We start from the raw sequence: 3,795 nt of genomic DNA, 5'->3' as shown, positions 1-3,795 counted from the left end.
CTACACCAATTCACGCAGTTTTCTAATAAGGGCAACGAGGTAGCCTTTGGCACCATCGGCAACGCCAGCACCTCGGAGGGCGTGTTTTTTGAGGCCATCAACGCGGCCGGCGTGTTGCAGATTCCGATGCTGGTATCGGTGTGGGACGACCACTACGGCATTTCGGTGCCGGCCGAGTATCAGACTACCAAACAGAGTATTTCGGCTATTCTAGCTGGTTTTCAGCGCGATGGTGAAGGCCAAGACGGCTTCGAGATTTTTGTGGTGAAAGGCTGGGACTACCCCGCCCTCATTGATACCTACCAGCGCGCCGCCGAGGTATGCCGCACGCAGCACGTGCCCGTGCTCATCCACGTCACGGAGGTGACGCAGCCCCAGGGCCATAGTACCAGCGGCTCGCACGAGCGGTATAAGAGCCAGGAGCGCCTGGGCTGGGAAGAGGAGCACGACTGCCTGCGCAAAATGCGCGAGTGGCTGCTGGTAGAAGGCCACGCCTCCGAAGCCGAACTGGACCAGCTGGAAAATGAAGCTAGAGAAACTGTGAAGCAGGCGCGCACCGCTTCCTGGAACGCCTTCTTCAATCCCATCAAGCAGGAGCGCGACGAGGCCGTGAAACTTCTTGACGTACTCCTGCTCGAAACCAACACCGAGAATGAGCTGCGCGAAATGGTGTCGGGGCTGCAATTCAACCCGGCGCCCATCCGGGCCGATATGGTACGTACGGTGCGCCGGGTGCTGCGCCAAGTGCGCGGCCAGCGTAGCGCCGCCCGCCGCGACCTGCTGAACTGGTTGGAGCAAGCCGAAGCCGACAACGCCGACCGCTACAACTCCTACCTGAACAGCCAGAGTGAGCAGGCCACGCCTAATATTGAGGAAGTGCCCGCCGAGTTTGCCCGCAACGCCCCACCCGTAGACGGCCGCGAGGTGCTGCAAGCGTGCTTCGAGGCCAACTTCCGCCGCGACCCTACCATCTTTGCTATCGGTGAAGACGTAGGCCGCATCGGCGATGTAAACCAAGCCTTTGCTGGCTTGCAGGCCAAGTTTGGCGAGTTGCGCGTAACGGACACGGGCATTCGCGAGTGCACGATTGTGGGCCAAGGCATTGGCGCGGCTCTGCGCGGGCTGCGGCCCATTGCCGAGGTGCAGTACCTCGACTATTTACTCTACGCCATTCAGATTCTCTCCGACGACCTTGCCAGCCTGCAATACCGCACCAAAGGCGGCCAGAAAGCACCCCTGATCGTGCGCACGCGCGGGCACCGCCTGGAAGGCATCTGGCACTCCGGCTCGCCCATACAGATGATTTTGGGCGCTATTCGGGGGATGAAGCTGCTGGTGCCGCGCAACATGACACAGGCCGCAGGCTTCTACAATACCCTGCTTCGCTCCGACGAGCCGGCCCTGGTGATTGAGTGCCTGAATGGCTACCGCCTCAAAGAGCAGATTCCAACCAACGTAGGTGAGTTTACCCTACCCTTGGGCATACCCGAGGTGCTGCGCGAAGGCACCGACGTGACGGTGGTAACCTACGGTTCTATGTGCCGCATTGTGATGGACGCGGCCCAGCAGCTAGCCGAGGTAGGAATTTCGGTGGAGGTGATTGATGTGCAGACGCTGCTACCCTTCGACACCCAGCACAGCATTGCCGACAGCGTGCGCAAGACCAGCCGCGTGGTATTTGCCGACGAAGACGTGCCCAGCGGCGCTACTTCGTATATGATGCAGCAAGTGTTGGATCAGCAGCAAGCCTACCGCTACCTCGATGCCCAGCCGCGCTGCCTCTCGGCCCAGGCCCACCGCCCACCCTACGGCTCCGACGGCGACTACTTCAGCAAGCCTAACGCCGAGGACGTGTTTGATACGGTGTACGAACTGCTGCACGAAGCCAACCCGAAGCAGTTTCCGGCGATTTATTAGGGTGCTGTTACCAGCTGACGGCTGAAAAGCAAAACGTCGTTTTGACCAGCGGGAGAAATCTCGCGTACTGAGTCCGGAAGGTAATTACCGGAGCACGCGAGATTTCTCCCGCTGGTCGAAACGACGTTCTAGAGAGGCCGATTTCGGCATTGCCTACTGAATCGTAATCGGATCCGTAATCACTTCGTTGCTTACGTTCAGGGCGCGGTCGGCAATGGAAACCTTGAAACGCACTTGGGAGCCGGCCGGGAAAGTGCCCTGAAAAATCTGGAGACCGAAGCTCAGATTGCCGCGTTTTGGCTCGTTGCGGTCGATAGGAGGGATGCGAGGAAAGCGGCTGTCGTACCGGAATGAACCGGTGAAGTTAAAATCAACGAATGTTCCGTCACGCAGAATTTGCGGCTGAAAGAAGTAGTTATTATAGAATTTGTTCGGCTGCCCGCTAGCGTCATTAAGGTTATACGGCGCGTTGGTTTCTGAATTGTCTAGGCCTAAGTCGCCGTCGCCATCCCGGAAAGATACCGTTACCGTCACTGTATCATAGTTGCCAATATCCGCCACAACACGTTCCGAACGGATATTTTCAAACTCGATACTGGGCGTATCCGGGTAGTCGGGCGCGGTAAGGCACGACGACACGCCAGCCCCGGCCAGCAAAAAGGAAGCTCCTAGCACAAGCGTACGAATAGTGAGCATAAGAGGCGGCTAAGAAGACCCGAAAAAGACGTTTCAGATGGCAACAAGGTACAAATTTCCCAACGAAGCGGGCGTTTGTTTGTTGTACGCTTCTAACCCCAACTTACCCCAATGAGTTTCCGGCAAACCTACCTGCGCGCCCTACCTCAATTAACGGTAGAGCAGGCAGAAGAAACCGCTCTTGCACTCTTTCGTTATCAGGCCGTACACTGCCCGCCCTACGCCACCTACTTGGCCCAGCTCGGCCGCGACCCGCAGGCCGTGCAGCAGCTCACCGATATTCCCTTCCTACCCATCGAATTCTTCAAAACCCACGACGTGCGCACCGAGTCGCACGCCTGGGAAGGGCAGGAGCTATTCTTGAGCAGCGGCACCACCCTGCAACAGCGTAGCCGCCACCAACTCCGCGACCCGCAACTCTACCGCGACAACGCCGCCCGCATCTTCGAGCAATACTACGGTCCGCTTACTAGCTGGACGTTTTTGGCCTTGCTGCCGTCCTACCTGGAGCAGGGCAACTCGTCGCTCGTTGCCATGATTGACGATTTTGCCCGCCGCTCGGGGCAGATGCACGAGGCATTTTTCCTGCGCGACCACGCCGCCCTGCTTGCTACCCTGGCAGAGGCGAAACGTGACTCGAACCGCCGCATCATGCTTTTCGGTGTGAGCTACGCCCTGCTGGATCTGGCGGCCGAGTACGGCCCGGCGCCCGAGTTGCAAGACCTTACCGTGCTGGAAACCGGCGGCATGAAGGGTAGGCGCCGCGAGATGATTCGGGAAGAGCTGCACCAGGAACTGCAACAAGCTTTCGGCCCCAGTGGCATCCACTCCGAGTATGGCATGACTGAACTGCTGAGCCAAGCCTACAGCTTCGGCGACGGCCGCTTCCACGCCCCCGCCCAGCTGCGCATCCTCCTGCGCGACCCCAGCGACCCGTTTGCTGTCAGCAACGACCGCCCCGACGGTGCCCTCAACGTCATCGACCTCGCTAATGTGGACAGTTGCGCCTTCATCGAAACCAAAGACCTGGCGCGTATGCACCCCGATGGTTCGTTTGAGGTGCTGGGTAGGATGGATAATTCCGACGTGCGCGGGTGCAATCAGATGGCGTAGGGTTAGTAATAAAAAAAAGTTTGTCATCCTGAGCATGTGGCGCATCAAGCCAGTGTCGAAGGACCTTAT

The 3,795-nt window shown here is 58.7% G+C and carries 3 protein-coding genes; 2 read left to right on the top strand and 1 reads right to left on the bottom strand.

Translation table 11 applies throughout. The annotated features are described in order from the left end of the window. Positions 1 to 1,917, top strand: a 1,917-nt coding sequence (locus KYK14_RS21650) for an alpha-ketoacid dehydrogenase subunit alpha/beta (protein WP_219161738.1), incomplete at its 5' end; no start/stop codon positions are given. A gap of 153 nt (positions 1,918 to 2,070) precedes the next feature. Here the strand turns inward: KYK14_RS21650 and KYK14_RS21645 are convergent. Continuing rightward, positions 2,071 to 2,613: a hypothetical protein gene (locus KYK14_RS21645; protein ID WP_219161737.1), complete on the bottom strand. Its 543-nt coding sequence runs from the start codon at positions 2,611 to 2,613 to the stop codon at positions 2,071 to 2,073. 111 nt (positions 2,614 to 2,724) lie between these two features. Here KYK14_RS21645 and KYK14_RS21640 point away from each other — a divergent pair, with 111 nt between their 5' ends. Further along, entirely contained in the window at positions 2,725 to 3,726 is a 1,002-nt protein-coding gene (locus KYK14_RS21640; protein ID WP_219161736.1) for a long-chain-fatty-acid--protein ligase, read from the top strand. Positions 3,727 to 3,795 lie beyond the last annotated feature (69 nt).

Origin of the sequence: Hymenobacter profundi, from assembly GCF_019334315.1 — a bacterium.
Classification (GTDB): Bacteria; Bacteroidota; Bacteroidia; order Cytophagales; family Hymenobacteraceae; genus Hymenobacter; species Hymenobacter profundi.
This window is presented reverse-complemented; position numbering and strand designations above follow the sequence as displayed.

Coding starts and splice junctions, on each gene's coding strand:
- KYK14_RS21645 (WP_219161737.1), bottom strand. CDS start 2,613: ATGCTCACTATTCGTACGCTTGTGCTAGGAGCTTCCTTTTTGCTGGCC.
- KYK14_RS21640 (WP_219161736.1), top strand. CDS start 2,725: ATGAGTTTCCGGCAAACCTACCTGCGCGCCCTACCTCAATTAACGGTA.